We start from the raw sequence: 25,431 nt of genomic DNA on the forward strand, positions 1-25,431 counted from the left end.
GGGATTTGTGTATAAGAGACAGGGAGTTAAAGGGGGGGCCCCAGAACAGTTTACTGCCCGCACTCTGGTACCAAGGCGACATGTTCAGGCGCTATTGGATCTTGAAATCGATGTGGTTATTACCTATGAACCCTATGTCAGCCAACTGCTAAAAGCGGGTGCGGTCACGCTGTTAGATAGCCGGCAGTTACCCGGCGAAATTATAGATATTTTGGTGGTACGCCGTCAGGTGTGGCAGCAGCGACAACAGTTGTTCACCTTATTACTGAACGATATCTGGCCTAAGGGGCTGGCAAGGTTGCAGCAACCTGATACCGCCGCTCTGGCTTTGCTTAGCCGTAACACCGAGTTATCGTTAGAGGAACTACAGCAGGCATTGGCTGGGATGGTATTTCCGGATAAAGAGCCGGAGTATCAACGGTTGGCCGCTAAACTATTACCGCTAATCGACAGCATGAACCAGTATTTATTGCAAACTGCGCATATCAGTAAAGCCGCTCAACTTGAGGTATGCAGGTAATATCGCAATGATCGCTCAGTTGCTGAAAACTAACCGCTACAGTATCCGGGTCCGTATCACGTTAATTCTGATCGCGGTTTTTCTGCTACTGGGCCTTATCGCTGCCATAGCGCTGGTTAATGAACATCAGCGCCAGGCGCTGCAAAGTAGCGAGCAGGAGCTGCGCAGTATCGGCAGTTTAACCCAGGCGTCTTTTAACCGCGCGCTGCGGATGCAACTGCCGGAAGTAGTGGAAGAGCTAAAAACCGAACTACAGGCGCATCGTCGTATTTTGCGGGTGCTGCGGGTCAGTGAGCAAGGTCAGGTTTTGGATGCCTATAATCCGGATTATATCGGGCAAGCCGCCACGGCAGTGGTAACCCGCTTCTCAGCTGACTTATTTGCGCAAACAACCGCCAGCGGGTTACTGGCCTATCAGTATCTGCCAGAGGCACAACGTTATGTCCTGTATTTACCATTGACCGCCCCCGGTGCCACTTACAGTCAGCCACAGCGGCAGATGCTGCTGCTGGAATACCAACATCATAGCAGCTGGCAGGACGCGCTTTACCATCGCTGGCGCGCGCTACTGATTGCGTTAGTTTTACTGGCATTAACCAGCGTGTTGTTATGGCGTTATTTACAACAGACGCTGGCCAGACCGGTTGAGCAGTTAGTCAGAGCGCTAAATGAGGTCGCTGCGGATAAACCCTTACAGCTACCTCCCGGTGAGCGGCGTTCGGAAATTGGCCAGCTGACGTTAGCGTTGGAGAGCATGGCCAAGCAGCGCATGGCGGATGAAGCAGAACTACGAAAATTATCGGCTGCGGTAGAACAGAGTAAAGATGGGATCCTGATCACTAACCCGCAGGCAGAAATTGTCTATGTCAATTCGTCCTTACTTGAATTGACCGGCTATAGCCGCAGCGAATTGATTGGCCAAAATCCACGCCTGTTAAGCGCCGGCAAAACTGCGAACACTGTTTATCAGCAGATGTGGCAGCATTTGCAGTCAGGCCAGGCCTGGTCAGGGGAGTTTATTAACCGGCGTAAAGACGGAAGTGAGTATACTGAACTGCAAACCATCACGCCGCTTAAAGATCGCTACGAACGGCTAACGCATTATCTGAGTGTCAAGCGCGATATTTCCGAGCAAAAGGCCGCGCAGCAACGCCTGCACTTTCTGGCATTTTATGATGTGTTAACCCACCTGCCTAACCGGATGTCGTTGCTCGAACGTCTGCGTCAGCAAGGCAGGGGATGCAGCTTACTGGCATTAAATATTGACCGGATGAAGTTTATCAATGATGCCCGTGGTTTTGAGTACGGTAATCAGGTGTTACTTACCTTCGCCCGGCACTTACAGCAGCAAACATCGCTGTTTCTAAGCCATTTAGGTGCGGATAACTTTTGCCTGGTGCTACCGGCAGCTGATTATCCCGGTCTGACGCAGGTAGAAGACCTTGCCCAAAGGCTGTTATTACAGCTACAACAGCCGCTACAAGTAGCCGAGGAGCAATTGGTCTTGTCGGTAAGCATTGGCATTAGCCAGGCAGCGGAAGTGCTGCTGCCGGAACAATTACTCCAGCAAGCTGACACTGCTCTGCATGTTGCAAAAAATCAGGGTGGTAATCGCTACGCCTGTTACCGGCCCACTGACAGCCAGAGTGCGTTACAGGCGTTTCAGATTGAGAAGGCCTTGCGTCAGGCACTGGATCAGGATGAATTACAGTTGTTTTTGCAAAGCCAGTGCGATCAGCATGGCGTGCTGGCCGGCGCTGAAGCTTTGGTTCGCTGGCAGCATCCGGAGCAAGGGCTGATCTCGCCGGCATTATTTATTCCGGTGGCGGAACGCTCCGATCTGATTATTGCATTGGACAACTGGGTACTGGCCAGAGCCGGTGAATTGTTAGCCAACTGGCGCAGCCGTGGCCTGAATTATACCCTGTCGGTCAATATCAGTCCGCGACATGTGCGGCATGCCAGCTTTGTCGAGGATGTGAAAGCGGTGCTGGCGCGTTATCAGTTTGCACCAGCAGCACTGGTGCTGGAGGTTACCGAAGGTATTCTGGTCGATGATTTGCAAGCCAGTATTGATAAGATGCTGCAACTGACCGCCCTGGGGATTAGCTTTGCGATTGATGATTTTGGTACCGGCTATTCGTCGCTGTCCTATATTCGCAATTTACCGGTACAAGAGCTGAAAATTGATCAGAGCTTTATCAAAGGTATTCCGGATCAAGCCAATGATATCGCTATGGTGGAGACTATTATCGCTGTAGCACGGCAACTTAATCTCAGAGTGGTTGCCGAAGGGGTGGAGACTGCAGCACAGGCGCTGTTTTGTCAGCAGCAAGGGCTCTGGTCGCAGGGTTACCATATTGATAAACCCCTGCCTGTGTCAAAGTGGCAGGCCCGTTGGCTGGACCGGGTGACAGCGACTGACAGTTAGCCTTAATCGGGCAGCTGTAAATGCGGCTTACCCTTTAGATAGGCATTGCGAAATACCTGAAAGTACTCCGCTAACTGCTCTGCCGCCGGTTGATCGGCCGCCAATCGTAGCACTTCAATCGCCACTTCCGCGGTACAAAGTTGATGCAAATGCGCCGCTTCCCGCAGCAGATAATCACTTTGTTGCGTCGGCTGGATCCCGAGCACCGGCAGGTTACCCAGATAAGGGCTCTTAAACATTTTCTTCGCCTCGCGCCAGGTACCATCCAGCATCACAAACAGCGGCGTGCGCCCGGCGCTGGCCTGCTGTAGCGCAGCTGCATCGGCCAGGCAACGTTCTGCTTCGGCATATTGGGTCGGAAAAACCACGATGGGCGCATAGCGTGGGTCGGCCAGCAGCGCCAGTAACGCCGGATCCGGCCTGGTGCGATCCCAGACAAAGGCATGGCTATCAGCAGCAATATAGCAGATCAGGCGCCCGGTATTACTTGGCTTATAGCATTCGCCGGTATACATAATAAAGCAAAACGCGGATTTTGCCTGCGGCACTGGCGTGGCTGCACAGATACAGTCAGCTTGTGGTAGCAAACAGTGCTCACAGCGGCGCACCTTGCTACCGCGGGCATTAAAAACGCGGGTGGCTTTTTGCAATTCGCGCTGTCGTAGCGCCAGAATAGCATTGCGATGCATTGGCAGGTGTTCCGGGCGTTGGCTGTTTGGACGCGTATTCTAGCGGCTTTTATGCTAAGCTGCCGCCACTTTTTGCTGCTTTGTTGGCTTAAACCAGACGTCGTGATGTTAATTACTGCCAAACAGCCTTCTGAAATTACCTTGCCGGCGCATAATCAGGGCTGGCCGACGGTACTGGCATTTTTGTGTGCTCATTTTCCGCGCATTCCGGCTGAGCGTTGGCAGCAGCGGATCCGCGATGGCAAGGTCTATTGGTATCAGGGTGAGGCGATTACCGAGCAAACGCCTTTTTTACCCAGTCGCCGGCTCTGTTATTTTCGCGAAGTCGCCGCAGAGCCGAAAATTCCGTTTTTGCATCAGATCCTGTATCAGGACGCGCACCTGCTGGTTGCGGATAAACCGCATTTTTTACCGGTTACACCGGGCGGAGACTTTGTTAACGAATGCCTGTTGCAGCGGCTGAAAGAGGATACCGGGATCAGCGATTTAGCGCCGCTGCACCGGCTGGATCGGGATACTGCCGGCTTAGTGTTGTTTAGCTGTAATAGCATAAGCCGGCCACACTATTACCAGCTATTTCAGCAGGGGCAACTGGTAAAGCGCTATCAGGCCCGGGCCCGCTTAAGCACAAACTTACAGCCGCCGTTAAGCTGGCAGTTGAGTAACCGGATTGAAAAAGCCCAGCCGCGGTTTATTAATCAAATCGTACCGGGTGAGGCCAATGCGCAGTCTATTGTCGAGCTGGTCGGCGTTGAGGGGGATATCGGCCAGTTTCAGCTGCAGCCGCTGACGGGGAAAACCCATCAGCTCAGGCTGCATATGCTGAGTCTGGGCATGCCGATCTTAAATGATGCTTACTATCCTGAGCTATTACCGAAAAATACCAGTGATTTTAGCCGACCCCTGCAGCTATTAGCGCAGCAGCTGAGTTTTATCGATCCGCTTAGCCAACGTCAGCAGCATTTTGTCTCGCAGCAGAGGTTGTTTTAGCCTAGTTGTTGTAACAGCCGGTCTAACTGATTAGCAAAGGCCTGACGATCGGCCTGGCTAAAAGCGGCCGGGCCGCCACTTTGCACACCACTGGCGCGTAGCGTCTCCATAAAATCTCGCATCGTCAGTTTTTGACGGATGGTATCGCGATCATAGCGCTCACCGCGCGGATTAATCGCTTCCGCGCCCTTGGCCAGCACCTCAGCCGCCAGCGGGATATCACCGGTAATCACCAGATCGCCTTGGTGACAACGGCGCACAATCTCATTATCGGCTTCATCAAAACCCTTGCTGACCGTCAGGCTGCTGATAAAGGGCGAGGGAGGGGTACGTAGTGGCTGATTTGCCACCAGCACCAGCGGCAGTTGCTTACGCTCTGCGGCGCGGTACAGAATCTCTTTAATGACGGCCGGGCAGGCATCGGCATCGACCCAGATAGTAAAAGGCATAAGGTTATTCCGGATAAAGGTGGCAAAAGCGCATGGCTTGCGGATAAGGGAAAATATCTTCCACCTGGCCCTGGCGGATCCGGTACTGCTTTTGCCGCCAGTAGCCGGCATCCAACAGTTCCGGATGTTTACTAAATAACATATCGCGGATCTCGGCACCCGGTGTGACAAAGGTCGCCATCTGCTCCGGAAACACATCACCGGGTGCGGCCCAGCAATTTGCCTCTGCTTCCAGCGCCGCTTCAAAACTATCGACCTTGGGCAGGCTGCGGAAATTCACATCCAGCAGATATTGCACCTCGTCATAATCATAGAACACCACCCGTTTATGCCGGGTGACACCAAAGTTTTTCAGTAGCATATCGCCGGGGAAAATATTGGCAGCAATCATTTCTTTAATGGCGGTGCCGTAGTCATCCATAATGCTGGCTTTATCGGCAGTCGAGGCCTGTTCCAGATAAAGATTAAGTGGTGTCATCCGCCGTTCAATATACAGATGTTTAATTACCACCAGCTCATCCTCAATTTGCAGCGAACCGGCAATACTGTCCTGTAGCTCCTGCAATAACTCGGGCGTAAAGCGCGCCTTCGGCAAGGCAACATCGGAATATTCCAGCGTATCGGCCATCCGGCCGACCCGGTCATGCTGTTTCACCAGTTGATAGCGGGCCTTTACCGTGGCGCGGTCAAATTGTTTGGTTTCGCTAAAGGTATCGCGAATCACTTTAAATACATAAGGAAAAGAGGGCAGGGTAAACACCATCATCACCATGCCCCGGATCCCCGGTGCAGCAACAAAGCGATCCCGTGAGCGCTCAAGATGGGTCAAAAGTTCACGATAAAATTCGGTTTTGCCCTGTTTATGCAGGCCTATGGCGGCATAGAGTTCTGCCAGGGTTTTATGCGGCAGCAATTCGCGTAAAAAATGCACCAGTGCCGAAGGGACCGGGCATTGCACCATAAAGTAGGCGCGTGAGAAGCCAAAGATAATACTCATTTGCTCCGGATCGGTAAGCAGCGTATCCAGATACAGACCTTTACCTTCGGCATGCAGCAACGGAATGATAAAAGGTTGCTGGCCTTGCGGCGTCACCACCCGGCCAACCAGATAGGCGGCTTTATTGCGGAAAAACGGGGTGTGCAGAATATCTAACCGCAGTAGATGCACCGGAAAAGCGCCATGACTGGACTGACTGATAAAGCTGCGTAGCACACAGCGGATATCATGTTCTAAGTCGATAAAGGGCGTATTAAAACCAAAGGCGGCAATAATATTCCGGATCGATTGCTTTAAGCCATCCTGTGCCGGGAAATAACTTTGGTACACCGAGGCAATAGGTGCCGGCAGGTGTTGCTTATCCAAGGTTGATTCGACAAAGATATTCTGATTATGAAAATATTTACGGGCAAATAACCGGCAAAATACCGAGTTATAAAAGGTTTCTGCCAGTTCTGCCTGCGGGTGAAACAGCAGATATTCCAGATAGTGTTGCTTAACCTGCTGCCACAGGGGGTCACTTAAACACTCGGCGGGTAATTGCTGGCGCAGCAGGCTGATGGTTTCATTAACCCGCAAATCATAAAACTGGATCCGCTCTGAGCTATCCTGCTGATAGGCCTGCCAGTCGGCTTGCTCAAAGCGCTGCCGGGCACGAGCCGTGACCTGCTGAAATAAGCGAAAGTGTTTGCGAAAGCCTTTTAAAATAATCTCGGCAATTTGCCGTGCCTGCTGCATATGTCCTGCTTGGCTGCATCAAAATTCTTGTGTTACTTTACTGATAAAGCGCGGCTACTGGCAAACGGTTGTTACAAAAAAGGGCTCGTACTGAGCCCATTTCCTGTAATTGTTGAACCTGGCACCGGCTTAGCGGGACTGTACGCTGGATTGCATAGGCAGATCGCTGGGTTGCACATCGTTGCCATAACCAAACATCACTGCCAAAACCAATACCACCGAAGACGCCAGAATCAGTTTCAGCATTAGTGGCCAGCAAAAACGGAACCAGTGGCCATAAGGGATACCGGCAATACCGATAATGCCCATTAAAATAGCATTGGTCGGGATAATCATATTCGAGAAACCGTCACCAAACTGGTAAGCCAGCACCGCCACCTGACGTGGAATTTCCAGCAGATCACTCAGCGGAACCATTAACGGCATTGTGACATAGGCCTGGCCGCTACCGGATGGGATAAAGAAGTTAATACCGGTTTGGATTAGGAACATGCCGACAGCAGCCGCCTCAGAGCTGACATAAGACAGTGGTTGTGACATACCATGCACCAGCGTGTGCAGGACCTGACCATCTTCCAAGATAAGTGAAATACCGCGCGCGACACCAATCAACACCGCGGTGGTGGTCAACTCCATCGCACCTTCAATAAATTTCTTCGCGGCAGTATCGCTGCTGATATTGCCGACTAAAACTACAAATAAGCCCCAGGCAATAAAGGCCGCACCCAGTTCATACAGATACCAGCCGTTCATCCGGATATTGTAGGCAACGATACCGATGGTCAGCACAAAGCTGCCAAGAATAAGCCGGTGCCGCCAGTTTAGCTTCGGATAATCGACCGCAGGTTGATCACCAAGCGGGCAGGGCAGATCTTTTACCATTGACTGACTGGGGTCTTGCGCGACCTTTTTAGCGTAGCTCCAGACATGGTGAAAACCAATCAAGACGAAAGGCAAAAAGATAGCTACCCGCAGTTCCCAACCAGATAATATCGGAATATCAGCAATTTGCTGGGCAATCACCAGTGTAAATGGATTGACCGCAGAAATGCCGTAGCCGATACCATAACCGGCCACCGTCATACCGACTGCCGTCATCGCATCCAGCCGCATGGCTTTACACAGCGCCACCAGAATTAACACAAAAGGTATATACTCACCAGCGGTACCAATAAAGCTGGACGCCATCGCAAAACAGAACACCACCATAAAGATCAGCATCTGTGGCCGGGAACCAAAACGCTCCAGTAAGCGGCCAATCAGTGCATCCACGGTGCCGGTTGCGCGGGCCACTGCCAACACGCCGCCTAAAATCATCACAAAGAAAATTACATCCTGGGCGGAGGCAAAAGCCCGTGGAATGGCGGTTAATAATTGCCAGGGCGTCAGATAACTGCGTTCTTCAACCAGACTAAAAGTACCCGGCACAACCACAGCCCGGCCGTTGGCCATGGTCTCGGTAGCAAAGAAACCCTGGGGAACAATCCAGGTGGCGATCATCGCAATCACCATCATGCTAAACAGTAGCGTGAGAGTGTGCGGAACTTTAAACTTTCCCATAAATAAACCTTAGCAGCGCGCCGGGGCGCGATAGAGAGTATTGTTATAGTAATATTGGGCTGAAAGCCCGGCGTCAGGGTTTGACAGTTTAGCGATACCGCTACTGCTACCGGCCAGCGCGCTGCAAGTCTAACCTATGATGCGCGGTTCGACAAATCAGACAAGGTTACTGCGCCGAGACGAGCAAAATTCACTCCGCAAACCTCAATACAGCGCTGCTGTTATTTACCGTAAGCAGCATTCAGTGCGGCGGTTACCCCTTGCTGGCAGAGAGTACTTTGGGTAGGCTGACGCCTTTTAAGCGGAGTAGACCCCTTGTTATTTGCTCTGACCGTGCTGCTCAGCGCCAGTCTGGTGTTTTTGGTACAACCTATGCTGGCGCGCCTGCTATTGCCGTACTTTGGTGGTGGCGCTCAGATCTGGACCGCCGCATTATTGTTTTTCCAAACGGCGCTGCTTGGCGGCTATTTGTATGCGCACCTGCTAAGCCGCTATGCTAACCTGACGCAGCAGCGTTTGTGGCATAGCGGTTTACTGCTGCTGGCGGTTGCCAGTTTGTTACTGCTGGATGCGAAACCCGATCCGCAAGCTGCACCCTTGTCGGGTATTCTAAGCTATCTTGCACTGGCGATCGGCTTACCCTATCTGCTGTTAAGCGCCACCGCGCCTTTGGTGCAGCACTGGTTTGCCGCCCGTTACCCGCAGCAGAGCCCGTACCGGCTTTATGCGTTGTCAAACCTGGGTTCTTTTGCAGCCCTACTCAGTTATCCGTTTTTAGTCGAGCCCTATCTGGCGCTACCGCAGCAGCAAGCTTACTGGACTGGCGGTTTTATCCTGTTTAGCGGCTGTATCCTGGTGCTGCTGTGGCACTCACTGGCGCAGAGCAAGCTGCTGCCCTCGGCACCACTGACGTTGCGGCGCGGCCATAGCGGTCGTTATCTGGCGTTATCTGCCGCCGGGGTGGTGCTGTTGTTGGCAGTAACCCAGCAATTAACGCAAAATGTGCCGCCGGTGCCCTTTCTCTGGGTAGTACCGCTGGCACTTTACTTACTCAGTTTTACTCTGGTGTTTAACCGCGATAGCTGGTATCAGCGCGCTATCTGGTTGTATTTATTTGCCATCTGCTTAGTTGTTGCACTATTGCTGTTTTATCTGGGACGGCAGTTTGACTGGCTGTCACAGCTGTTGCTGTATCTGATGTTGCTGTTTAGTGGTTGTATGCTCTGTCATGGCGAGCTGGCACGTAGCAAGCCGTCCCGCGAGCAGTTAACGGCATTCTATCTGTTGTTGGCTGCCGGCGGGGTGCTGGGCGGCCTGTTGGTTAATCTACTGGCGCCGTTGCTGTTTAGTCGTTACTGGGAGTTTCCGCTGGTGTTATTGGCGATCCTCTGGCTGGTGACGCTGCATAATTGGCGCCGGCAGGCGGTGTGGCAGACGGCAACGGCGTTATTGGCAGGTGGGATCTTTATTGGCAGTTTTTTGCTGATTGAACAGCAACTGGGGCGCCAGGATATCAGCAGCAGCCGGAATTTTTACGGTAGCCTGATAGTACGCGATGTCGAGTTAAACGGGCAACGGCAGCGCCAACTGATTGATGGCACCACCAGCCACGGTGCGCAGTATCTGGACGAGAGTAAAGCCATGCAACCGCTGAGCTACTATCGGCCTGGTACTGGGGTCGCATTGGCAATAGCACACTTTTTACCGGCTGATCCGGCACGCAGCAGCAGCCAGCTGAGCCGGCGTCATCTGGGGTTGGTGGGCCTGGGCGCTGGCGCTTTGGCGGCCTATGGTCGCAGCGGCGACCTATTACAGTTTTATGAAATTAATCCGGCGGTGATCGAGGCGGCCCAGCAGCATTTTAGTTATCTGGCGCAGAGCGAGGCGGAAATTCGCTTACAGCTGGGCGATGCCAGACAGCTGCTGCAGCAGCAACTGGCAGAGCAGGGCAGTCAGCAATTTGATTTGCTGGTGTTAGATGCCTTTAGCAGTGATGCTATTCCGCAGCATCTGTTAACGACAGAGGCGCTGGCATTGTATTGGCAGCATTTGTTGCCTGATGGCGTGCTGGCCGTGCATATTTCGAATAACTATCTGGATCTCAGTAGTGTGTTACGTAATCAGGCTGTGGCGCTGGGGCTGGATGCGGTCTTTATCCCGACGCCAGCCGATACCGATAATCCGGCGGCGACCGAGTGGGTACTGCTAAGCCGCAATCAGCGCTTTTTACAACAAGACAGCATCCGGCAAGCCAGTCGGCCCTGGCCAAGACCCTTACGACCCGAAGTGCGTTGGACCGATCAACACAGTAACCTGTTTCAGGTGTTAAAGTAGCCGTTGAAGTCGCTGCTGAATGAAGAGTGGAGCTAGTCGCCCTGCGCTAAAGGCAACAGGGCAACCGGTTCGGTGGCGGTTATTCTTCCGGACTGATAATGCGTAGTTGCTGACGGTAACTGAGGTTACCTTCGACGTCTGCACTGCAAGCGCCGTCTTTACTCAGCCGGATCAGATAAGGTGGCTCACTGACGGTGGCACTGTGAAAGTTGCTGCGGCACAGTGAACGGCTAAGGCTACGGTAGTGATCGCGGCTAAATAGCGGGCTTTTGCTATGCAGCGGCTCGGCCTGCTCGGTCAACGGCGCTTTAGTGGCGGCAGGCACCAGAGTCAGCGTCACCTGTTGGGGCACATTCTCAGCCTGGGGCGAGACCTCCGCCGGGGTTAAAGTCTCCGCCCGGGGCAAGGTCTCTGCTTGCCAGACTAACATATCGCCTGCTGTCAGGGTATAGGTGTGCGCCAGTAACTGCGTTTTGCTCGACTCTGACTGTAGCTCGCTGACATAGACCTCACCGGCGCCGCGGGCAGCCATTTGCACCAGCCCTCTGGCATAGTGGCCCAGATCGACCAGCATGGCACTGGCTTCATCGACACCAAAAGCCAGTCTGGTTTGCGTTGCCTGCTGTAGCACTAAGAGCCGGGCCTGACGGCCGCGCTCGGCAAAATGGGTATCCAGCACACCGAGCGGGAATAATCCCAGGCCACCGGCCGCGGTGTAGGTAAGCTGGCGCTCACTTAAATTATCCGGGCAGCGGTTCTCTTTGCGACATCCCGGCCAGGGCGCAGGGCCCGCTACCGCGCCATATTGTAAGGCGTGATAGCTGTCGCCGTTGGAAATCATCGGTACCGCTGCCAGCTGAGGTGCCAGCCACTGATTGCCGCTCATCACTGCGGTACCGGCGCTGGTGCCGCCAACCAGCAGCTGCTTGTTGGCAACGGCACTGAAGATCGCGGTTAGCTCCGGGCTGGCAGAGCCGTCCGCAAAGCGCAGCGCCTGGTAGGTCAGACTTTGATCGCCGCCGTTAAAGAAAATGCCATCGGCCGCGGCAATTTTCGCGACCAGGGCTTTACTGCCAGCCTGACAGGCTTGCAGCTTAAGGGCGAAGAGATCGGCATAAACCTGTTCACGGCGGTAGCTGCCATGGATCTCAGAGAGAAACTCAGGCAGCGCCTGACAATTTTGCGCCTGCATTGCCGCTTGCAAGGCTGCGGTCAGCGGCAGCCACTCTACCTCTGCGCCAGCCTGGCGAAAGGCATCCAGATAAAAATCCACCGCGGCAAAAGGATCCCGTGATGAGGCGGTAACCATGAGCAGTTTTGGCGCACTGCGCCCTTTGTTACTGGCTTTCGTTGCCGCCAGACGCACAAACTCGCGGTACAGTTCAGCCGAGTGTTGATCCGAAGTCTTTGCCAAATCGACTTGTTCAGTTAAGCGGTACTTATCATCACTGCTCAGGGTCGGCACTTCCAGATAATCGAAGACGACATTTAACTCACGCTCAGAAAGCTGTTGCCACAGGGTTTCACCATCCGGCGCTTGCTCTGTAGCCGGAGCCGCCCGCCATAACTCGACCAGCTGTTGTTCGGTTAGCGGAGCAGTATGCTCAGCAGCGAGTTGATTAAACAGCTGCACCAGCTGTTGCTGCAGCGTTTTACGCTCAGCGCTGAAAACTTCCGCGGCAGCGAAATTTTGCAGCAGGCTCTGTTGCAACCAATACAAATTACCGGTTTTTGCCAGAGTGCTGAACTGGGTTTGTTGCAGGCAGCTGCGGTTTGACATTGAGCTACAGGTGGCAAGACCGCCGCCCATTAACATCAGGTCGTATTCAGGCTCCGGTAGGACTTGAGCAGGCGTGCTGGCAATATCCAGAATGCTGGGTTCAGGCTCAACAGCCGGCGTCGCTGCATCGGCGGCTGGCAACGGCTGTTCTTTCTGAGCGGGTTCCGGCTGCGGCTCAACCGCCAGTGCGCCCGGTACTGCCAGGCCAACCAGGCTGCTAACAAGCAGCAGCTTTATGCAGGAAAGACGCATCTAACCTCCTGTTGCGAATTGCTGCGGTTTTTCGAAGGTGCCATACACCCGTGGCCGGCCGTCCTTTACCAGGCAGCGGCCTTTGGCGATCACGGTGTCGATACTCAGATCATGGCTATCGAGCAGCAGCATATCAGCATCTTTGCCAACTGCAAGCTGGCCTTTTTGTTTTAGGCCCAAAACCTGCGCCGGTGCCTGGGTGACCGTGGTCAGGGCGACACGATGCACGAAACAGACTCATGTATTGAATACGCTCGATACAGACAGGAACCGCCGTATGCGGAACCGCATGTACGGTGGTGTGAGAGGACGGCGGGAGTGATCCCGCCTCCTACTGTCAATTAAACCTGCAAGTAATCCAGGATCCCTTCAGCTGCCTTGCGGCCCTGGGCAATAGCCGTGACCACCAGATCAGAGCCTAACACCATATCGCCACCAGCAAAGATTTTTTGCTGATTGGTTTGCAGCGCATAGGGGCTTTGCTCGCTGGCTAAAACCCGGCCTTTACTATCCAGCGCTACGCCCTGGTCGATTAACCATTTTGGTGGACTAGGCTGAAAACCAAAGGCGATAATCACCGCATCAGCCGGCAATACTTGTTCTGAGCCAGGCACTGGCTGTGGGCTGCGCCGCCCTTTGGCATCAGGCGCACCCAATTCGGTCGTGACCACCCGTACGCCGCAGACCTGGCCAGCATCGTTTAATTCAATCCCCAGTGGTTGCAGATTAAACAGAAACTCAACGCCTTCTTCGCGGGCATTTTGCACTTCTTTGCGCGAGCCAGGCATATTGGCTTCATCGCGGCGGTAAGCGCAGCTGACTTTAGCTGCACCCTGACGAATCGAGGTGCGGACACAGTCCATAGCGGTATCGCCACCCCCTAACACCACCACGGTTTTACCGGCCATGCTGACAAAGGGATGCTCAGTTTGCCAGCCCATCAGGTTATTGACGTTGCCAATTAAAAACGGCAAGGCTTCGTAAACACCGGGCGCGTCTTCATTAACCAGGCCACCTTTCATCGGCGTATAGGTACCCAGCGCCAGAAAGACGGCATCATACTCTTCCAGCAGACTGTCGAAGCTAACATCCACCCCGACTGTGGTATTGAGCCGGAACTCAATGCCCATTTCGCTGAAAATCTGCCGGCGCAGTTTTAACACATCCTTTTCCAGCTTGAACGGTGGAATACCGAAAGTGAGCAGGCCGCCGATCTCCGGATAACGGTCAAACACCACAGGGGTAACGCCGTTACGCACCAGTACATCGGCGCAGGCTAAGCCAGCCGGACCAGCGCCGACCACCGCGACCTTGCGGTCGGTCTTGACCACTGCAGATAAGTCAGGCCGCCAGCCCATTTCAAAGGCTTTGTCGGTGATATATTTTTCGATACTGCCGATGGTGACAGCGCCGAAGCCTTCGTTCAGGGTGCAGGCGCCTTCACAGAGCCGATCTTGTGGGCAAACCCTGCCACACACCTCTGGCAGGCTATTGGTTTTGTGGGACAGTTCTGCCGCTTCGACAATACGGCCCTCATTCGCCAGCTTGAGCCACTGGGGAATATAATTATGTACCGGGCATTTCCACTCACAGTAGGGGTTACCGCAATCCAGGCAGCGGTCAGCTTGCCCCTCGGCCTGGGTGGAGCTTAATGGCTGATAAATTTCAACAAACTCGATCGTTCTTTCGGTTAGTGAGCGTTTTGGCGGATCAATCCGTTTTACGTCAATAAACTGGTATACATTCTGTGCCATAACGCCTCCCTTACATCGCTTGCACGCGCAGCTCGGCAGACGAGCGGGCGCGGTGACCAAGCAAGGTATTTACATCGCTGGTTTTTGGTTTTACCAGCTTAAATTTGCTTAAATAGTTGTGGAAATCATTCAGGATCCGCTGCGCTTTATCGCTGCCGGTTTCCTCGACATGCTGGTGTAGCAGGCTGCGTAAATGCTCCTGTAAAATCGGCATTTCGACATCCAGTGCTTCCACCAGCTCGCCATTTAAGCGCAGTGCCAAATCATCCTGCTCATCTAGCAGGTAAGCAAAGCCACCGGTCATACCGGCACCAAAGTTCACCCCGGTACAGCCCAGCACTACAACCACACCGCCGGTCATATATTCACAGCAGTTATCCCCGGTACCTTCTACCACGGCGACGGCGCCGGAGTTACGCACCGCAAAACGTTCGCCGACCTGGCCAGCCGCAAACAAGCGACCGCCGGTGGCGCCATACAGACAGGTATTACCGGCGATGGTAAAGCCATTTTTGGCAAAGCTGGCGCCTTTAGCCGGGTAAATTGCGATCTGACCACCGGTCATGCCTTTACCAACATAGTCGTTGGCATCACCCTGCAGCGACAGATAGAGGCCACCGGCATTCCAAACGCCAAAGCTCTGGCCGGCAGTACCGGTAAACTTAATGCGGATAGGATCGGTTGCCATACCCTGATTACCATGCTGGCGGGCAATAAAGCCGGATAAGGCCGCGCCAACCGAGCGATCGGTATTACGTATCGGCAAGCTTAGCTGGCCACCGGTTTTTTTCAGTACCGCCTGCTCGCATTTTTGCAGTAACAATTGGTTTAAGGCGCCCGGATCAAAAGGCGTATTATTTTGTACACAGTACAGCGGTTTATCCGAGCTTACGCCGGAGGCTTGCAAAATAGGCGTTAAATCCAGTTTGCCCTGTTTTTGCGTTTGCGCACTGCGATAATCCAACAGATCAGTACGGCCAATCAGTTGGGTTAACTCGGTCACGCCCAACTCTGCCATCAGCTCGCGCACTTCGCGCGCCAGGAAGCTGAAATAGTTCATTACCATTTCCGGCAGGCCATTAAAGTGGTCGCGGCGTAAGGTGGCGTCCTGAGTAGCGACACCGGTCGCACAGTTATTCAGATGGCAAATGCGCAGGAATTTACAACCCAGCGCAACCATAGGGCCGGTGCCAAAACCAAAGCTTTCGGCGCCCAGAATAGCGGCCTTTACCACATCGAGGCCGGTTTTCAGACCGCCGTCGACCTGTAGCCGTACCCGATCACGCAGACCGTTTTCTACCAGAGCCTGATGTACTTCAGCTAAGCCCAGCTCCCACGGACTACCGGCGTATTTTACCGACGTCAGCGGGCTGGCGCCGGTACCACCGTCATAGCCAGAGACGGTGATTAGATCAGCATAGGCTTTGGCGACACCGGTCGCGATAGTACCTATACCCGGCTCTGACACCAGTTTGACTGAGATCAGCGCTTCTGGATTAACCTGCTTTAAATCGAAAATCAGCTGCGCCAAATCTTCAATCGAGTAGATATCATGGTGTGGCGGCGGTGAAATCAGCGTCACGCCTGGCACTGAATAACGCAGCCGGGCAATTTCAGCGGTGACTTTCTCGCCGGGTAACTGACCGCCTTCGCCAGGCTTGGCACCCTGCGCCACTTTGATCTGAATCACTTCGGCGTTGACCAGATAATGCGGCGTAACTCCAAAACGGCCGGAGGCGACCTGTTTGATTTTCGAGTTTTTCTCGGTACCAAAGCGCCGCGGATCTTCGCCGCCCTCACCGGAGTTGGAGCGACCACCGAGGCGGTTCATCGCAATGGCCAGCGCCTCGTGTGCTTCCGGACTTAAGGCGCCGATAGACATAGCTGCGCTGTCAAAGCGCGGATAGAGCTGCTCTGCCGGCTCGACCTGCGCCACTGCCACCGCTTGCGTACCAGCTTTTAACTGGAACAGATCGCGGATATGTGCGACCGGCCGCTCGTTTACAAAGCGGCTATAGTCCTTGTAGTCTTCATAGTTGCCGCTGCGTACCGCTTTTTGCAGGCTTTGTACCACATCAGGGTTATAGGCATGGTACTCGCCATCGTGCACATATTTTAACAGACCACCATGATTCATCGGTTTGCGCTTTAACCAGGCCACGTTAGCCAGTTGCTGCAGATCCTGCTGGAAATCGGCAAAGTTAGCGCCGCTTAACCGTGACGGCACATCGCTAAAACACTGCGCCATCACATCCGGATGAATACCGACCGCTTCAAACAGGTTAGAGCAACGGTAGCTGGCGACCGTGGAGATCCCCATCTTCGACATGATTTTATACAGGCCTTTATTGATGCCTTTGCGGTAATTCAGCACGGCCTGACGGGCGGTCAGGGCGATATTGCCTTTCTCGACCAGCTGTTCGACGGTCTCATAAACCAGGAACGGGTAAATCGCCGTGGCACCCAGGCCAATCAATACTGCGAAGTGATGCGGATCGCGGGCGGCAGCGGTTTCAATAATAATATTCGAATCACAGCGTAGCTGGGCATTAACCAGGGCTTGTTGCACGGCACCGACGGCCATAGCTGCAGGAATGGGCAATAACCCCTGCGCAATGCGCCGGTCGGTCAGGATCACCAGTACCACTTGGTCATCTCTTACCGCACTCACTACTTGCTGACAAAGGGTGCTGACAGCTTGCTGCAGATCCTGCTGTGCCGGGTCGAAATTCAACGAGAAGATCTGGTGCTTATAGTATTTCTCATCCGCCTGTTTCAGTTGTTTTAAATCTGAATACATCAGCACCGGTGATTCAAACTGGATCCGCCGCGCATAGCCGGCAGTCTCTTTAAAGACGTTATGTTCGCGGCCAATACTGGTGGCCAGTGACATCACATGGGCTTCACGTAACGGATCTATAGGTGGGTTGGTGACCTGGGCAAATTGTTGGCGGAAATAATCAAACAGGGTACGCGGCTTACGCGACAGCACCGCCATCGGGGTGTCGTCACCCATAGAGCCAACCGCTTCCTGCGCATCTTTCGCCAGTACCGTGACAACCTGCTCAATTTCCTCATAGCTGTAGTTAAACAACTTATGTAGCACCAGCATTTCGTCGTCGGTAAAGACACGTTTGCCAATCAGATCGGTTTCGTATTTTTCATAAGGTACCAGGCGCTGTACGTTTTCGGTAAGCCAGCTGCGATAAGGATGGCGCTGCATTAAATCTTGATCGATTTCATCCGAGCGCCAGATTTTGCCGCTGGTGGTATCAATCGCCAGCATCTCGCCGGGGCCAACCCGGCCCTTTTCGACCACTTCATCCGGGGTGTAGTCCCAAATCCCGACCTCAGAGGCCAGGGTAATCAACTTGTCGCGGGTTATCACAAAGCGGGCGGGGCGCAAGCCATTGCGATCCAGATTACAGGCCACATGTTGACCGTTGGTTAGTACGATACCGGCCGGACCATCCCAAGGCTCCATATGCATGGAGTTAAATTCGTAAAAGGCTTTCAGGTTATCGTCCATCACCTTATTGCCCTGATAGGCAGGCGGTACCAATAAACGCATGGCGCGGAACAGATCCATACCGCCGGCCAGTAATAATTCGAGCTGATTATCTAATGAGCTGGAATCGGAGCCGGTTTGACCAACAAAGGGCGCGGCATCCTGTAAATCCGGTAATAACGGCGAGGCAAACTTGTACTGACGCGCGCGGGCCCACTGCCGGTTGCCGGTAATGGTATTGATTTCACCGTTATGGGCTAAAAAGCGGAACGGCTGTGCCAGTTTCCAGCGCGGCATCGTATTGGTTGAAAAACGCTGGTGGAATACGCAAATGGCGGTTTCCATCCGGATATCGGCGAGATCCAGATAATAACCCGGTAAATCCGCCGGCATCATTAAGCCTTTAAAAACAGTAACCAGAGAGGAGAAGCTGGGAATATAGAAATCGTTATCTTCGGTCAGCTGCTTTTCGACCCGGCGACGCACCATATAGAGGCGGCGTTCCAGATCATGATCGCCCCAGCCATGGGGGGCATTAACAATCACCTGCTCAATTTGTGGCATTGAGCTCAGTGCCAAAGGCCCCAGCACACTGGCATCGATCGGTACCTTACGCCAGGCAACCAGGGTCAGGGTTTCGCGGGCAATTTCCTGATTAATAATGTCTTTTGCCAGGGCTGCCTTAACCGGATCCTGACTTAAAAAAATCATCCCGACGCCATATTTTTTCGCCAGGTTCCAGCCATGTTCCTCGGCCAGCGCGCGGAAAAAGCTATCCGGTTTTTGCATTAATAAACCACAGCCATCACCGGTTTTGCCGTCGGCAGAAATACCGCCGCGGTGCTGCATGCGGTCTAAACCATTTATTGCTGTTCTGACTATGCGGTGACTGGCGACCCCTTCCAGGTGCGCAATCAGCCCAAAGCCACAGTTCTCTCTTGCCTGACTATGCTGATACAACGCCATGACACGCCTCCAAACTTATCCTGAAATAAATAATTATTAATATTATTTGAATTATTATTCTTGTTGTTGTCTGTGCTACTGCTGAAAGCAAAAACCAGGTTGTCTCTCAGAGGTTAACGTGGTGCGGTCTTTAACTCGAAGGTTTTAGCCGTCTATACTTATAGAGGGTATCAGGTATACCGAGATTTATCAGAAAATGCAAGTGGGTTTTTCGCGTATATGGTGCTATTCCGCCGCATTTTTTCCGGGCGCTATTAAAATGTCTTGCTGTCAGCATCCAGGCAATAAGTCGCTTTGGTCAAAATCTGAATAGCAGAGTAGCCCAGAGTGAACCGATTTCTGGCTGACATTAAAAAGTAATAATTATGCGTTTATATCTTGCCTGCCAGAATAAAGCCGCAATAGGCGGTGCGTCAACCAGATTGTGCCTCAGCCAGCAAAGGGGTACTCTTAGCAAAATCATGGCGTTAGTTAGGGCGTGTTGACGTCTGCTGCTTGGATTTTGTTCACACTGGCGGCGCTTTGATCGCGAAACGAGGAGCGCAGTTTAGTTATTCTAAATAAGTGACGAGTGACAAAGAGCAAAGCGTCGCCAGTGCGAACCCTTCGGGCAGCGTTTGGCTGGCGTTTCTACTGCGTTATCGCTTGTTCATGTAGAATAACTACACATCACAAGCTCTGCCTTGTATAAACACCAGCCAAACGGCTGCAAAAACAAGCAGCAGACGTCAACACGCCCTAGGAATCAAGCCTGCGGCTTTTGCGGGTATTGGCAAGTATTCAAAGGTTAACCTATGCAAATTTCCTCAATACCGCAGCTGACAACACTGGCCCGCCGCATCCGGCAATGGGGCAGTTGGCAGTTGGCAACCCTACTGGTGCTATTGCTGGCTGCGCTGGTACTACTGAGTTATCTCGGTTATGCGGCGATTTTTAACCGGGAAGTGGTCATTCATGAGTTGCAACTACTGCTGGTTTATACGGTGCCGTTGTTTGCTTGCCTGGTGTTTGTGATTTGTTATCTGGTAGTCAGGCTGGATGCCGCCTTGTCATTTGTACAAAACTCAACGCAATCTGAGCAACAACTCAATCAGACCATGCAGCAAAGTATCCGGCAGCTTAACTTCGAAATCGAGGAGCGGAAGAAGGCATTTCAGGCGAAAAGGCGGGCTATTGAAGAGCTGCGTAAAGAAATCAGTGAGCGTCGTAAAACAGAGCAGGAACTGGCGGAGCAGAGCTTGCTGATCCGCTCCATCGTAGATAGTTCGCCGGATCTGTTTTATTACCGCGACGAAAAGGGTTTACTGGCCAGCTGTAATAAGATGTTCGAGAGTATTATGGAGCGGCCAATGGCTGAGTTGATCGGCCGGGATCTGACCCAGCTCTATGCCGCAGACAGTCCGCAGGCGGCAATCTTATCTGAGTATGAGCAGGCGGAACCCGAGACTGAGCTGACGCTGGATGTCGAGTTTAAAAAAGAAGATGGCAATGTACTGTGGTTTGAAATGCGCCATTTACCCTTTTATGACAGACAAGGACGCTATATCGGTTTACTGGGCTTTGGTCGTGATATTACGTCACGCAAATTGGCTGAACAGGCGTTAGAAAAAGCGTATCAGGACAAAGGCCAGTTTATTGCAACCCTCAGTCATGAGCTGCGCACCCCACTAAATGGCATTGTCGGTTTAAGCCGGCGCCTGCTGGGCAGTGAACTGGCGCCGGAACAGTTCAGCTGGGCCAATACCATTTTTACCAGTGCCGAAACCCTGGGTAATATCTTCAACGATATTATTGACCTGGATAAAATTGACCGTCAGGAGCTCGATATCGTCTACCAGGGTGTACAGCTACAGCAGTTCCTGGATGATATTGGCAATTTTGCGCAGTTGATCTGTCAGCAAAAAGGGTTGAGTTTTCAGTTGCAAACAGAGGGCACTACCGCCTGCTACCTGCTGCTGGATCCTACGCGCTTACGTCAGGTGTTATGGAATCTGTTAAGTAATGCTGTTAAATTCACCCGGCAGGGGCAGGTGACCCTGCACTGTCAGCTAACACAGCAGTTTCTGCAGTTACAGGTGATCGACACCGGTATTGGCATCGCCGATCATGATCTGCCACGGATCTTTGATATGTACTATAAATCCCGTGATGGCCAGCGCTTGAGTATTCTTGGTTCGGGTATCGGCTTGTCGGTATCGCGTTCGCTGATCGAAGCCATGGCCGGTGAGATCAGTGTAAAGAGTACGCCCGGCGCTGGCAGTTGTTTTACCGTCAGTTTACCCGTCGTGTTTGCTCAGGCACCGTCACAACCCGCGCCCATTAACTGTCCGGCGCTAACGATTCTGTTGATTGAAGATGTGCCGTTAAATGCCGATATTGCGATGGCGCTGTTGGAACAGCGAGGTCATACAGTGTTACTGGCCGAAACCGGAGAGGATGCGCTCGCCTTGCTTGAAACAGAGGACGATATTGATCTGGTGCTTCTGGATATGCAGCTACCTGATATGGATGGCGATCAGATCGCCCGTTATATCCGCAGTGAAAGTCATTTATCGGCACTGCCCATTGTGATGCTGACAGCTAATGTGCGCAAAGCACAGCAGAAACTGGCGGATATCAAGCTGGACGGGGTGCTGTCCAAACCACTGAATACCGAAAAATTAGACTTATTATTAGCTGAGCTGTTTTCGCCCAGTGCTCTTAAACTGCAGCAAAACTCGGAGCAAACCGCGCCGACGGCGGCGAGTAGCGAGCAGGCTCCGGCTGTGCTGGATACCAATATTTTGCAGCATTATTTACAGACGTTGGGTAAGGATGCGATGCAGCGTAGTGTGTTGTTATTTGCGCAGTTATTACCAGGCTATATTAATAAGTTACTCGAGGCTGCGGTGCAGCAACAATTCAAAGAGTTGCAAAGTATGGCGCATAAACTAAAGGGGGCGGCAGCCGCGGTCGGTTTACTTTGGTTACAGGAACAAGCACGAAAGCTGGAAGAACAGGAGCCTGACTGGGCGCTATTGGAACGGCAATTACTGGAGCTGCATTTTACTGCAGAGCAGCATCTGGCTACTCTGCAGCAATATATTAAAGACGCTTAATTATTTATCGATCTTGCCGACAAAGCGATAACCCTCACCATGGATGGTGCTGATTAACTCCGGGCTCTCGACATCAGATTCGAAGTGTTTACGAATACGACGAATGGTGACATCGACAGTACGGTCATTCGGACGCAACTCGCGGCCGGTCATATGACGGATCAATTGCTCACGGGTGAAGATCTTACCCGGTGTATCCAGCATCAAGCGCAGCGCACGATATTCACCCTTAGGTAAACGACGTGCCATCCCGGTTGGAGAGGTCAAATTACGGCTATTTTCATCCAGCGTCCAGCCGTTGAATTTCACTACACTCTTGTGCTCTTCCACTACAGGTTGCGCGACTGTACGATTTAACAGGTTGCGGGCACGAATAGTGAGTTCGCGTGGATTAAATGGCTTGGTCAGATAATCGTCGGCACCGATTTCCAGGCCGAGAATACGATCAACTTCGCTGTCGCGGCCAGTAAGGAATATCAGTCCGATATTTTGCTTTTGCCGTAATTCCCTTGCCAGGATCAGGCCGTTTTTGCCGGGTAAATTAATATCCATGACAATCAGATTAACTGGGTTAGTTTCCAGTTTCTGATACATTTCGTCACCATTTATGGCTTCGATAACCTGATAGCCCTCTCCCTGAAACAGACTAACCAGATTTAAACGGGTCACTTCTTCGTCTTCTACGACCAGAATCACGGGTGTTTGCATTAGCGTTAAACCTTATTTGGGAGTTGTAAGAAGTAGGTATTTAGACTGTAGACATTGTGTCTGACAGGTGTCAAATTAAAGCTGATTATAATCCAAGCGGCCAATTGTTAACAAGATTTTTGTTAACAATTAGTCTTTTCTAATTCATTTTTATTTGAATGCTGATATAAATCAAAGCCTTAAAGTATCAGTTATTTAATTTGCTTGGACTTAGATTTCCGACGGGGAAGTCAATATCTATCTGGATGCCTTCGCCTAAACTACTCTCTAACTGAATCTTACCATTTAATGCCTGAGTGACCAGATTATATACCAGGTGCATTCCCAGGCCACTGCCACCTTCGCCGCGTCTCGTGGTCACGAAAGGATCAAAGATCCGCTTTCGAATATGCTCAGGAACACCCTTTCCGTTGTCACTGTAATGTAATAAACAGCGGTGATGTTTGAGTTCGACTCTAATACTGATTTCTCCGGCGGTACCTTCGTCAAAGGCATGTAGCAGACTGTTCATAATCAAATTAATCAAGATCTGATTCACAGGTCCCGGTTTACTGTTGATGGTGAGCTCGGCTGGGCAATCAATATGAATTTGATGACTAGTTTTCTTCAGATTAGGCCGCAGTGATAGCAATACCTCATTAATCAGCTGTAGCATATTAAACTGACGCTGATTTTCATTCGACTGGTCGACAGCGACCTGTTTGAAGCTGCTAATCAGGCCGGCGGCACGCTCAAGGTTGCGATAAATGATCCCCAGATTTTCTTTACTATCACTAAGAAAGCGTGCTAACTGATTTGAGCTTAGCGTTTTTTTCTCGAAAGCGCTCTCGATTTCCTGTACCTTGTCCTGCAATAGCGTTGAGGCGGTAACCCCTAAGCCAATGGGGGTGTTTACCTCATGAGCTATGCCTGCCACCATCTGTCCCAGACTGGCCATTTTCTCGGTTTCGACAATTTGATTCTGATATTGGTGTAGGGTGGCGAGGGTGTTCAATAATTCCTGATTAGATTCACGCAGAGCGGCAGTGCGTTCGGCAATTTTTTGCTCCAAGCTCTGATTCAACTGTTTAATTTCGTCTTCAGCCTGTGCGCGTTTATTCAGTTGGCTCTCAATTCGATCCATCATCGTATTAAAGGCCCGACTGAGTAGATTAAACTCTTGCACCTTAGCGGCCGGCGCCCGCACACAGTAATCCCTTTCCCGCGCTACCCGGTGTACTAAATCGAGCAGCACATTAAGTGGTCCGGTAAAGCGCTTTTGTAACTGTAACACCAGGATGTAACCGAGCAGTAGGGCAAGAATGGCGATCAGGATACTGACCAGCGTTTGCTGGCGTTGAGATTGCGTTAATTCTTCTGAAGTCGCTCTAACATAAACATAACCAAGCAACTGATTATCCAGCACTACGGCGCGACCGAACTCTAGAGTGTCACCTTTACGAATCGGCTGTTTCTGGGCAATGATTTCGTTGATGCGGTCAGTCTGAAGTGGCCAGGGGCCGATATCTTTGCGGTTATAACTAACAAAGAAACTAAGTTGCTGCCCGGCCTCATCGTACTTATAGATATGAATATTCTTAATAGCGGTAATAGCATCAAAAGCGGCAAGGCGCTGTTCTTCGCGAAATCTGTTATTGGTTAACAGTGTCGACTGTGTATTGATGGCAATAATATTGAGCAAGGCCGCTAACTCTTGCTCCAGCTGCCTCTGCTGGCGTTTAAAATCCAGGCCATTGGACAAAATCAGTGCCACAGCCAAAGTCAAACTACAAATTAGCATGACTAAGAAAATCAATGCTGTTTTCATTGAAGTGGTGCGATTGATGCCACTCATGTTCGGCCAGATGGTCCTTACTTTCGCAGTCTGCTTAGTAGATGCTAAACAGAATTCCGCTTTTTCGCAAAGGAAAGTGGAAATTTTATCCATCAATATTATAGTAGTGGCAGTTCTGGCGGGCGGAGGGCGAGCATGAATTTATGGCAAAGTTATAAAGAAACGATTTTCCTCTGTCACCAGGGTTTGGCTCCCGGCGTTAGTTTTGCCATCATCAGCGGCCAGAATCCGGCCGGTCAAATTACCCATACCCTGTTTAACCAATTACTGGATAAGAAACTGCAACAGCGGTTACAGCAGTTGGGTTGTCCTTATCGCTCAGTGATAGGTGCGGCACCTGATTATAGTTTTCAGGAGAAAAGCTGGCTGGTGTTTTGTGATAAAGCGCTGGGCATCGCCTTGGCAGAAGAGTTTACCCAAAATGCGATTTACTGGGTGGAACGCAATGAGCTTTACCTGGTCCCGGTACTGCTGGCTGGTCAGGAAGAGTATCTGGGAAGTTTTGCCAGCCGTTTGGTGTTGTTACCGGCCTGATTAGGCCGTCGGGAAGCAGGCGCACTAGCGCCGGATAATCTGCAGTACTGGCTCGACATCATGTTGCAAATGCGCGGACAATTGTTGTTTTAAACGCAGTTGCGCCAGACGTTGCTCGGGTGTTTCGGGCTCTGTTAGCAGGGGCGCAAAGTCAGTGACGCAAATACAGCGCAGGGCCGGCGCCGTCATACCGGGTAATTGCATAGCCCGGTACAGTTTATGCGGACAGGCCCGGGTCCGTCCGGGCGCCTGCAAACAGCTGGCGCTAAATAATTGTTCCAAATAGTAG

Annotated in this window: 16 protein-coding genes and 1 pseudogene; 6 read left to right on the forward strand and 11 right to left on the reverse strand. The window is 52.0% G+C overall.

The features are described 5' to 3' along the window. Both A9165_RS15010 and A9165_RS15015 read left to right on the forward strand, forming a co-directional pair. Nucleotides 1–520: pseudogene (locus A9165_RS15010) on the forward strand (nitrate ABC transporter); the annotation flags it as partial. Between the two features lie 7 nt (nucleotides 521–527). Then, nucleotides 528–2,951 (forward strand): bifunctional diguanylate cyclase/phosphodiesterase, encoded by a 2,424-nt coding sequence (locus tag A9165_RS15015; RefSeq protein ID WP_065956491.1) that lies wholly within the window; start codon nucleotides 528–530, stop codon nucleotides 2,949–2,951. Nucleotides 2,952–2,953: 2 nt separating this feature from the next. Here the strand turns inward: A9165_RS15015 and A9165_RS15020 are convergent, their stop codons facing one another. Next, nucleotides 2,954–3,640, reverse strand: a complete 687-nt coding sequence (locus tag A9165_RS15020) for a tRNA-uridine aminocarboxypropyltransferase (protein ID WP_065956492.1) — start codon at nucleotides 3,638–3,640, stop codon at nucleotides 2,954–2,956. Here A9165_RS15020 and A9165_RS15025 point away from each other — a divergent pair. Further along, complete coding sequence (locus A9165_RS15025; RefSeq protein WP_083216307.1) at nucleotides 3,635–4,630, forward strand: pseudouridine synthase; 996 nt, start codon at nucleotides 3,635–3,637, stop codon at nucleotides 4,628–4,630. The two genes, A9165_RS15020 and A9165_RS15025, sit on opposite strands and share 6 nt — an antisense overlap. On the opposite strand, the gene A9165_RS15030 is transcribed toward A9165_RS15025, so the two are convergent. The 3 genes from A9165_RS15030 to A9165_RS15040 all read right to left on the reverse strand — a co-directional run bounded on the left by A9165_RS15030 (nucleotide 4,627) and on the right by A9165_RS15040 (nucleotide 8,374). After that, nucleotides 4,627–5,079, reverse strand: coding sequence for a YaiI/YqxD family protein (locus A9165_RS15030; protein ID WP_008608666.1), 453 nt, complete (start codon nucleotides 5,077–5,079; stop codon nucleotides 4,627–4,629). The genes A9165_RS15025 and A9165_RS15030 overlap by 4 nt on opposite strands. A gap of 4 nt (nucleotides 5,080–5,083) precedes the next feature. Further along, on the reverse strand, nucleotides 5,084–6,814 hold the full coding sequence (gene aceK, locus A9165_RS15035; RefSeq protein ID WP_065956493.1) for a bifunctional isocitrate dehydrogenase kinase/phosphatase: 1,731 nt from the start codon (nucleotides 6,812–6,814) through the stop codon (nucleotides 5,084–5,086). A 129-nt stretch (nucleotides 6,815–6,943) separates the two neighbouring features. Then, a complete protein-coding gene (locus A9165_RS15040; protein WP_065956494.1) occupies nucleotides 6,944–8,374 on the reverse strand; it encodes a YfcC family protein in 1,431 nt (476 codons plus the stop codon). Nucleotides 8,375–8,689: 315 nt separating this feature from the next. Here A9165_RS15040 and A9165_RS15045 point away from each other — a divergent pair, with 315 nt between their 5' ends. Continuing rightward, the gene (locus A9165_RS15045; RefSeq protein WP_065956495.1) at nucleotides 8,690–10,708 is read left to right on the forward strand and encodes a fused MFS/spermidine synthase; all 2,019 of its coding nucleotides are present in this window, start codon (nucleotides 8,690–8,692) and stop codon (nucleotides 10,706–10,708) included. 79 nt (nucleotides 10,709–10,787) lie between these two features. Here A9165_RS15045 and A9165_RS15050 read toward each other — a convergent pair whose 3' ends face one another. The 4 genes from A9165_RS15050 to gltB all read right to left on the reverse strand — a co-directional run bounded on the left by A9165_RS15050 (nucleotide 10,788) and on the right by gltB (nucleotide 18,968). Then, entirely contained in the window at nucleotides 10,788–12,740 is a 1,953-nt protein-coding gene (locus A9165_RS15050; protein WP_065956496.1) for a cyanophycinase, read from the reverse strand. Beyond that, nucleotides 12,741–12,968, reverse strand: a complete 228-nt coding sequence (locus A9165_RS15055) for an amidohydrolase family protein (protein ID WP_008608661.1) — start codon at nucleotides 12,966–12,968, stop codon at nucleotides 12,741–12,743. 113 nt (nucleotides 12,969–13,081) lie between these two features. Then, nucleotides 13,082–14,494 carry an FAD-dependent oxidoreductase gene (locus tag A9165_RS15060; RefSeq protein WP_065956497.1) on the reverse strand — a complete coding sequence of 471 codons (1,413 nt, stop codon included), beginning with the start codon at nucleotides 14,492–14,494 and terminating at the stop codon, nucleotides 13,082–13,084. A gap of 10 nt (nucleotides 14,495–14,504) precedes the next feature. Further along, complete coding sequence (gltB, locus tag A9165_RS15065) at nucleotides 14,505–18,968, reverse strand: glutamate synthase large subunit (protein WP_065956498.1); 4,464 nt, start codon at nucleotides 18,966–18,968, stop codon at nucleotides 14,505–14,507. Between the two features lie 794 nt (nucleotides 18,969–19,762). Here gltB and A9165_RS15070 point away from each other — a divergent pair. Then, nucleotides 19,763–22,066: an ATP-binding protein gene (locus A9165_RS15070; RefSeq protein ID WP_008608654.1), complete on the forward strand. Its 2,304-nt coding sequence runs from the start codon at nucleotides 19,763–19,765 to the stop codon at nucleotides 22,064–22,066. Here A9165_RS15070 and arcA read toward each other — a convergent pair whose 3' ends face one another. Together arcA and A9165_RS15080 are read right to left on the reverse strand one after the other, a co-directional pair. Beyond that, on the reverse strand, nucleotides 22,067–22,774 hold the full coding sequence (gene arcA / locus A9165_RS15075) for a two-component system response regulator ArcA (RefSeq protein ID WP_008608653.1): 708 nt from the start codon (nucleotides 22,772–22,774) through the stop codon (nucleotides 22,067–22,069). It abuts the gene before it with no gap. Nucleotides 22,775–22,961: 187 nt separating this feature from the next. Then, nucleotides 22,962–24,608 carry an ATP-binding protein gene (locus A9165_RS15080; protein ID WP_065956499.1) on the reverse strand — a complete coding sequence of 549 codons (1,647 nt, stop codon included), beginning with the start codon at nucleotides 24,606–24,608 and terminating at the stop codon, nucleotides 22,962–22,964. Nucleotides 24,609–24,743: 135 nt separating this feature from the next. On the opposite strand from A9165_RS15080, the gene A9165_RS15085 reads away from it, so the two are divergent. Then, nucleotides 24,744–25,142: a DUF3293 domain-containing protein gene (locus tag A9165_RS15085; protein WP_008608650.1), complete on the forward strand. Its 399-nt coding sequence runs from the start codon at nucleotides 24,744–24,746 to the stop codon at nucleotides 25,140–25,142. A gap of 24 nt (nucleotides 25,143–25,166) precedes the next feature. On the opposite strand, the gene A9165_RS15090 is transcribed toward A9165_RS15085, so the two are convergent. Continuing rightward, nucleotides 25,167–25,424, reverse strand: coding sequence for a hypothetical protein (locus A9165_RS15090; RefSeq protein ID WP_255365744.1), 258 nt, complete (start codon nucleotides 25,422–25,424; stop codon nucleotides 25,167–25,169). Nucleotides 25,425–25,431 lie beyond the last annotated feature (7 nt).

Origin of the sequence: Alishewanella sp. HH-ZS, assembly GCF_001704375.1 — a bacterium.
GTDB lineage: Bacteria > Pseudomonadota > Gammaproteobacteria > Enterobacterales > Alteromonadaceae > Alishewanella > Alishewanella aestuarii.

Excerpts from the sequence above, each read along its gene's own strand:
- A9165_RS15015 (WP_065956491.1), top strand. The coding sequence starts at position 528 with ATGATCGCTCAGTTGCTGAAAACTAACCGCTACAGTATCCGGGTCCGT.
- A9165_RS15025 (WP_083216307.1), top strand. The coding sequence starts at position 3,635 with ATGCATTGGCAGGTGTTCCGGGCGTTGGCTGTTTGGACGCGTATTCTA.
- A9165_RS15020 (WP_065956492.1), bottom strand. The coding sequence starts at position 3,640 with ATGCATCGCAATGCTATTCTGGCGCTACGACAGCGCGAATTGCAAAAA.
- A9165_RS15030 (WP_008608666.1), bottom strand. The coding sequence starts at position 5,079 with ATGCCTTTTACTATCTGGGTCGATGCCGATGCCTGCCCGGCCGTCATT.
- aceK (WP_065956493.1), bottom strand. The coding sequence starts at position 6,814 with ATGCAGCAGGCACGGCAAATTGCCGAGATTATTTTAAAAGGCTTTCGC.
- A9165_RS15040 (WP_065956494.1), bottom strand. The coding sequence starts at position 8,374 with ATGGGAAAGTTTAAAGTTCCGCACACTCTCACGCTACTGTTTAGCATG.
- A9165_RS15050 (WP_065956496.1), bottom strand. The coding sequence starts at position 12,740 with ATGCGTCTTTCCTGCATAAAGCTGCTGCTTGTTAGCAGCCTGGTTGGC.
- A9165_RS15060 (WP_065956497.1), bottom strand. The coding sequence starts at position 14,494 with ATGGCACAGAATGTATACCAGTTTATTGACGTAAAACGGATTGATCCG.
- gltB (WP_065956498.1), bottom strand. The coding sequence starts at position 18,968 with ATGGCGTTGTATCAGCATAGTCAGGCAAGAGAGAACTGTGGCTTTGGG.
- A9165_RS15070 (WP_008608654.1), top strand. The coding sequence starts at position 19,763 with ATGCAAATTTCCTCAATACCGCAGCTGACAACACTGGCCCGCCGCATC.
- arcA (WP_008608653.1), bottom strand. The coding sequence starts at position 22,774 with ATGCAAACACCCGTGATTCTGGTCGTAGAAGACGAAGAAGTGACCCGT.
- A9165_RS15080 (WP_065956499.1), bottom strand. The coding sequence starts at position 24,608 with ATGAGTGGCATCAATCGCACCACTTCAATGAAAACAGCATTGATTTTC.
- A9165_RS15085 (WP_008608650.1), top strand. The coding sequence starts at position 24,744 with ATGAATTTATGGCAAAGTTATAAAGAAACGATTTTCCTCTGTCACCAG.